At 55.9% G+C, this 6,742-nt stretch carries 5 protein-coding genes; 4 read left to right on the forward strand and 1 reads right to left on the reverse strand.

Annotation, left to right across the window (positions count from 1 at the left end; translation table 11 throughout):
* Positions 1-78: 78 nt before the first annotated feature.
* Positions 79-2,787: an aconitate hydratase AcnA gene (gene acnA / locus MYS68_RS32465; RefSeq protein WP_248929754.1), complete on the reverse strand. Its 2,709-nt coding sequence runs from the start codon at positions 2,785-2,787 to the stop codon at positions 79-81.
* A gap of 233 nt (positions 2,788-3,020) precedes the next feature.
* On the opposite strand from acnA, the gene MYS68_RS32470 reads away from it, so the two are divergent.
* The 4 genes from MYS68_RS32470 (at position 3,021) to uvsE (ending at position 6,681) form a co-directional block, all read left to right on the forward strand.
* Positions 3,021-4,028 (forward strand): amidase domain-containing protein, encoded by a 1,008-nt coding sequence (locus tag MYS68_RS32470; RefSeq protein ID WP_248929755.1) that lies wholly within the window; start codon positions 3,021-3,023, stop codon positions 4,026-4,028.
* Between the two features lie 102 nt (positions 4,029-4,130).
* Complete coding sequence (locus MYS68_RS32475) at positions 4,131-5,252, forward strand: D-alanine--D-alanine ligase (protein ID WP_248929756.1); 1,122 nt, start codon at positions 4,131-4,133, stop codon at positions 5,250-5,252.
* 34 nt (positions 5,253-5,286) lie between these two features.
* Positions 5,287-5,607 carry a hypothetical protein gene (locus tag MYS68_RS32480; protein WP_248929757.1) on the forward strand — a complete coding sequence of 107 codons (321 nt, stop codon included), beginning with the start codon at positions 5,287-5,289 and terminating at the stop codon, positions 5,605-5,607.
* A 96-nt stretch (positions 5,608-5,703) separates the two neighbouring features.
* A complete protein-coding gene (uvsE, locus tag MYS68_RS32485) occupies positions 5,704-6,681 on the forward strand; it encodes a UV DNA damage repair endonuclease UvsE (protein ID WP_248929758.1) in 978 nt (325 codons plus the stop codon).
* Positions 6,682-6,742 lie beyond the last annotated feature (61 nt).

Raw genomic sequence — 6,742 nt, forward strand, 5'->3', positions numbered from 1 at the left:
TGACTGGAACTATCCCATTTAAAAATAAGCACAAAAAAGCGAGCGCCCCTTATGGAGCACTCGCTTTTTATTACGAACTTATTTCATGATTTGACGCAGCACCGTTTGCAGGATGCCGCCGTTGCGGTAGTAGTCGACGTCGACCAGGCTGTCCAGACGGACGATCGCTTCGAACGAGAACGTGGAGCCGTCTTCGCGCGTAGCGTTCACCGTGACGGATTGGCCCGGACGCACATCGTTGCTCAGGCCGACGATGTCGAACGTTTCGCGGCCGGTAATGCCGAGCGATTTCCAGCTGTCGCCCGCTTTGAACTGCAGCGGCAGCACGCCCATGCCTACCAGGTTGGAGCGGTGGATCCGCTCGAAGCTCTCGGCGATAACGGCTTTCACGCCGAGCAGGAACGTACCTTTAGCCGCCCAGTCGCGGGAAGAACCGGTACCGTATTCTTTGCCTGCGATAACGACGAGGTTCGTGCCGTTTGCTTGGTATTTCATCGAAGCGTCGTAGATCGACTCGACTTCGCCGGTCGGCAGGTAAGTCGTTACGCCGCCTTCGGTGCCCGGAGCCACTTGGTTGCGGATGCGGATGTTCGCGAACGTACCGCGCATCATCACGTCGTGGTTGCCGCGGCGGGAGCCATAAGAGTTGAAGTCTTCCTTCTTCACGCCATGCTCGATCAAATATTTGCCGGCAGGGCTGTCAACCTTGATGTTGCCCGCAGGGGAGATATGGTCCGTCGTAACGGAGTCGCCCAAGAGAGCCAGCGTTTTGGCGCCGCGGATGTCCGCGATGTCGCCGATGCCGTTTTGGATGTTTTCGAAGAACGGCGGGTTTGCGATGTACGTGGACTTCGGATCCCATTCGTACAGCTCGCCTTCCGGAACGTCGATCGCATTCCAACGCTCGTTGGCGCGGAACACATTGGAATACTTGGCGCGGAACATATCCGGAGTCAGGGCCGTTTGTACGGCTGCTTGAACTTCGGCGTTGGACGGCCAAATGTCCTTCAGGTATACAGGCTGGTTGTTTTTGTCGTAGCCGATCGGATCTTTGGTCAGGTCGATATTCACCGTGCCGGCCAAAGCATAAGCGACGACGAGCGGCGGCGAAGCCAGGTAATTCGCTTTAACCTGCGCGTGCACGCGGCCTTCGAAGTTCCGGTTGCCGGACAATACGGCGGCGACCGTCATGTCGTTGTCGGCGATCGCTTGGCTGACTTCATCCGGCAGCGGACCGGAGTTACCGATACATGTCGCGCAGCCATATCCGGCAACGTGGAAGCCAAGAGCTTCGAGCGGCTCGATCAGACCTGCTTTTTTCAGGTATTCGGTAACGACCAGGGAACCCGGAGTCAGGGAGCTCTTCACGTAAGCCGGCTTCACGAGACCGCGCTCGACCGCTTTTTTCGCAACGAGACCCGCACCCAGCATAACGCTCGGGTTCGAAGTGTTCGTACAGGAAGTGATCGCGGCGATAACGACGGCGCCGGTACCCATTTTCACGGTTTCGCCGTTCGGATACTTTACATCTACCACTTCGTTGATCTTGTCTTCGGACAAGCCGTATCCGCCTTTGTCGATCGGCGTGCGGATGATGGAGTTGAACGACTCCTTCATGTTCGTCAGCTCGACGCGGTCTTGCGGACGTTTAGGTCCGGCCAAGCTCGGAACGACGGTGGACAGGTCCAGCTCGATTTTATCGGTGAAAATCGGATCCGGAGTTGCGTCCGTACGGAACATGCCTTGCTCTTTGTAGTAAGCTTCGACGAGCGCGATTTGCTCTTCTTCGCGTCCGGTGCTTCTCAGGTAGTTCAGCGTTTCGCTGTCGACCGGGAAGAAACCGATCGTCGCGCCGTATTCCGGAGCCATGTTGGCCACCGTCGCCCGGTCGGCGAGGCTGATGTTGCTGAGGCCCGGGCCGTAGAATTCCACAAACTTGCCGACAACGCCTTTTTTACGCAGCATTTGCGTAACGGTCAGCGCCAGGTCGGTAGCCGTTGCGCCTTCCGGCAGGTTGCCGGTCAGCTTGAAGCCGATGACTTCCGGAGCTACGAAATAAAGCGGCTGGCCGAGCATGCCCGCTTCCGCTTCGATACCGCCGACGCCCCAACCGACGACGCCGAGGCCGTTGATCATCGTGGTATGGGAGTCCGTACCGACGAGGGAGTCCGGATAAACGACGGTTTCGCCGTCCACTTGCTTCGTTGCCGCAACGGAAGCGAGGTACTCCAGGTTAACCTGGTGCACGATACCCGTTGACGGAGGAACCGCACGGAAGTTGTCGAACGCCGTTTGCGCCCAGCGCAGGAAGCGATAGCGCTCTTCGTTGCGCTCGAATTCCACGTTGATGTTGTAATCCAAAGCGTCCTTCGAACCGAACGCGTCAACCATGACGGAGTGGTCGATAACGAGGTCGACCGGAACGAGCGGGTTGATGCGCTTCGGATCTCCGCCGGCTTTTTTCATCGTATCTCTCATGGCCGCAAGGTCGACGACAACGGGAACGCCGGTGAAGTCCTGCAGCACGATACGTGCAGGGATGAACGGAATCTCCTTGTTATCGTCGCGCTCTTTCGCCCAGTTAGCGATTTGTTTTACGTGCTCCGGCGTGATTGCACGGCCGTCGAATTGGCGAACTGCCGCTTCGAGCAGCACCTTGATCGAAAAAGGCAGCCGGGAAACGTCGCTGAAGCCCTGCTCCTCGAGCGCCTGCAAGCTGTAGTACGCGTACGTTTTGCCGCTCACGCTCAAGCTTTTGCGAGCTTTGTACTGATCGTTCTTGGACATGCTTGATGCCTCCTAACATTTTCTTGTTTCATATAGTGAAACATGATTTCATAATTCCACCGCAACTTAAGTATACATGTTGATCGACGGGGCGTAAAGAGATTTTCAATCATTTTTACCCGCCGAATTTCATATATTATAACGAATTTTACTTTGACGAAAGAGCCAGCCAGTCTGCGGCAGCGCCAGGGCGGGGTGGCCTTCTTGCGCCTTTTTGGGGAGGTCATGATCGGATGAATTGGAAAACGCTCGTTTACGACTACGTCCACCATCGAAACCAAATGGATATCGATTACTCAATTGAACCGCTGCTGACATTGGTCGAGGACGACGCTTTTTTGCATGCCCAGATCGACCGCCTCGCCCGCATGCGCGAACTGGCCTGGCAAAGGCAACTGCGGCCGGTGCAAAACGAGACCCGGCTCTCGATCGTCCGGACTCAGGTCCAAGCCGAAGAAGTAATTGCCGACGTTGCCTTGAAAAGAACGATCGTCTCGCAGATTCGTGACGAGCAGCAAACCGAACGCCGGATCGAGTATGAAAGGCTGCTTTTGCACCGCCGGGGCGAACGCTGGCATATCGTTCAGGTGCAGAACTTGGCGGGCGAGCGATCCTTCTTGCCTGATGCCGGCGTTTTTCCCGACTTGCTTCCGGTGCAGGAATCTTCCAAAATCAGGACGGAATATATACCCTCCGTTCCTTATTTGAACTACGAGGTGCTTGGCCAGCCCGAACCTTCCCACCGGCGCTTCCGTTACGACCGGGGCAAAGCGGCGCAGTACGCGGATACGTGGTGGAACGGCTATAACCCTGCCTACGCCGCCATTGAGGTTGACTGCACGAATTTTGTATCCCAGTGCCTCTTTGCAGGGGGGGCGCCGATGCACTATACTGGGAAAAGAGATTCGGGCTGGTGGTATAAGGGCAGAAGCCAAGGGCAGGAGCTGTGGAGCTTCAGCTGGGCGGTGGCCCACAGCCTGCAATCGTATTTGACTTCAAGCAAACGCGCTGTCGAAGTGGAAGCCCCGAACTTGCTCCGGCTCGGAGATGTGCTCTGCTATGACTGGGACGGAACCGGCCGCTTCGGGCACAATACGATTGTGACCGCATTCGACCCGCTCGGCATGCCGCTCGTCAACGCACATACCATCAGCAGCCAGCACCGCTATTGGTCGTATCAGGATTCGCATGCCTGGACACCGCGCACTCGTTATCGTTTTTTACATATCGTCGACGGTTAAACGAAGGCTTTTGCATGCCTAATTATTAGGATGCTTCAACCATCACGGAATATGCGGATACTTGCCGCAGGCCCGCATGCATTACTTACTTGGAGGGTTACCATGAGCGAAAAAATACGCGTAGGTCTCATTTACGGGGGGAGATCGGGAGAACACGACGTTTCTTTGCAGACGGCGCTGGCCGTCATCAAGGCGTTTGATTTTTCCAAATACGACATTCTCCCTTTTTATATTACCAAACAAGGCGAATGGCGCTCCGGGCCGCAGCTCGCCGGACCGCTTGAAAGGGTGGAGCAGCTGACGTTTCAGCCGGCACTCGAGGAAGGCGGCACCGCTGCGCTGCAGCCATTTTTCGGCTCCGCTGTGACGGCATCCGGCTCCAGATCCTCAGGCAGCGCGGCCGGTCCTATCGATGTGGTGCTGCCGCTTCTTCACGGGACGTTCGGCGAAGACGGCACGATCCAGGGCTTGCTGGAGATGGCGAACATCCCTTATGTAGGCGCCGGCGTCTTGGCTTCCGCCGTCGGTATGGATAAAGTCATGATGAAGAAAATATTCGCCCAAGAAGGGCTTCCGCAGTGCGTGTTCCGTCATTTTACCCGCAACCAATGGGAGAAGGACCACCCGTATTTCCTGATGGAAATCGAGGTTGCGATCGGTTACCCATGCTTTGTCAAGCCCGCCAACCTCGGCTCCAGCGTGGGCATCACGAAAGCCCATAACCGCGACGAGCTGATAAAAGCGATCGAAGTAGCCTTCCAATATGATCGGAAGGTCATCGTCGAGGAAAACATCGACGCCCGCGAGATCGAAGTCAGCGTGCTCGGCAACGACGATCCGATCGCTTCCGTGCCGGGCGAAATCGTTTCTTCCAATGAATTTTACGATTATAAGGCAAAATATATCGACGGCAAATCGGCCATGATCATCCCTGCGGATATCCCGAGTGAGCTCGCCGCGCAATTTCGTGAACTGGCCGTTCGCGCTTTTCAGGCGATTGACGGCTCCGGCCTGTCGCGTGTCGATTTCTTTTTGACCCGGGACAGCGGTAAAATCTACATTAACGAAATCAACACGATGCCCGGCTTTACTCCTTTCAGCATGTATCCGCTGCTGTGGAAGGAAAGCGGCAAATCTTATGCCGAGCTGCTCGACGATTTGATCCGGCTCGCGGTCGAACGCCATGCGGCCAAGCAGTCGATTCAATATACGTTTGACCTGTAAACTAACTTCTGCATTCTATCGGGAGGTGTTCAGCATGGGCTTTCAAACCGAATTCAATTCCGTCTGCAAATTCAAGTCGGAGCAGGAACTGTACGAATTGCTCGAATACGGGCGGGGCAAGATGGTCAAAAGCGGCTTCCGTGTCTACCCCACCGGGCAAAAGGTGATTGCCTACACGCCGGACAACAAGGCGGTGGCGATCGTCAAAATCTTGGCCTCCATCGCTGAAATCAACTTTCAGGGAGAAGAGGTTACGCAGGTCGAGATGGAGCTCGTCCGCAAGCTGACCGAGCAGGAAGCGGCCGTTCAGACCGCGCTGGCGCACGAGATGTTTTTCGGCGAACCTCACAAATGAAAAATCGGTGTTGAGCCCTTTGCCATCCGGCGAAGGGTTTTTTCCTGTTTTGGGGGACACTAACCGCAGCATTTCGTGAAACGGAAGGTGAGCCCATTGATCGTGCGTCTCGGCTACGTGGCGATGTCCACCGTCGTAAAAAACGCTTCCCCCTCCAAAACGATGACCGCCACCGCCTTTGCGAAGCTGGAGGACCGGGAAGCGGCCATACGCAAGCTGGAGAGGATTGCGGGGGAAAATTTGCAAAACACGCTTCGCCTGCTGCGGCATAACCGCGCCCACGATATCCATTTATACCGGTTTTCCTCGCGGCTCATCCCGCTTATCGGACATGAGCTGCTGCAGGATTGGGACCCGATTCCCGCTTTGACGCCGCAGTTCGCCGAAATCGGCGATTACGCCAAACAGCACGGCATGCGCGTCAGCTTTCATCCCGACCATTACACCGTGCTCAGCACTCCCCGCGCCGAGGTTTTGGCCAGCTCCGCCGCCGATCTTGATCGGCACGTTCGAATGCTTGAAGCGATGGGACTGGACGAAACCGCCAAATGCAACATTCACGTGGGCGGGATCTATGGCAACAAAGAAGCGGCGGGCCGACGGTTTATTCGTCAGTTCGGAGATCTTCCCGAGCGAATCCGCCGCCGAATTACCCTCGAAAACGACGACAAAACGTTTACCGCCGCCGAAACGCTCGCCATTTGCGAAGAAGCCCGGACTCCGATGGTGCTGGATATCCACCACCACGAGGTCAACAACAATGGAGAACCGGCACACGAGCTGTGGCCGCGCATTTTGAAAACGTGGGAGATTTTCGCCGGATTCCCGGACCTGCCGCCGAAAATTCACGTCTCCAGCCCCAAAAATGAAAAGGACGTCCGCAGCCATGCCGATTATATCGATGTTCCGCCGTTTTTGGCGTTTTTGCGGTCGATTGCCGGAATTACCCCGAAGCTGGATATCATGATCGAAGCCAAAATGAAAGACGAAGCGCTTTTCGCCCTCATGAAGGAGATGGAGTCCGAGCCCGGGGTCCGCATTTTGGATCAGGCGACATTTGAGCTGGCGACTTGAAATAAGCGGTGAAATCGGGTACCTTGAGAATGGAGCCACCTCTGATCGTGGTACCATTTTT

The organism is Paenibacillus hamazuiensis, assembly GCF_023276405.1.
GTDB classification, from domain to species: domain Bacteria; phylum Bacillota; class Bacilli; order Paenibacillales; family NBRC-103111; genus Paenibacillus_AF; species Paenibacillus_AF hamazuiensis.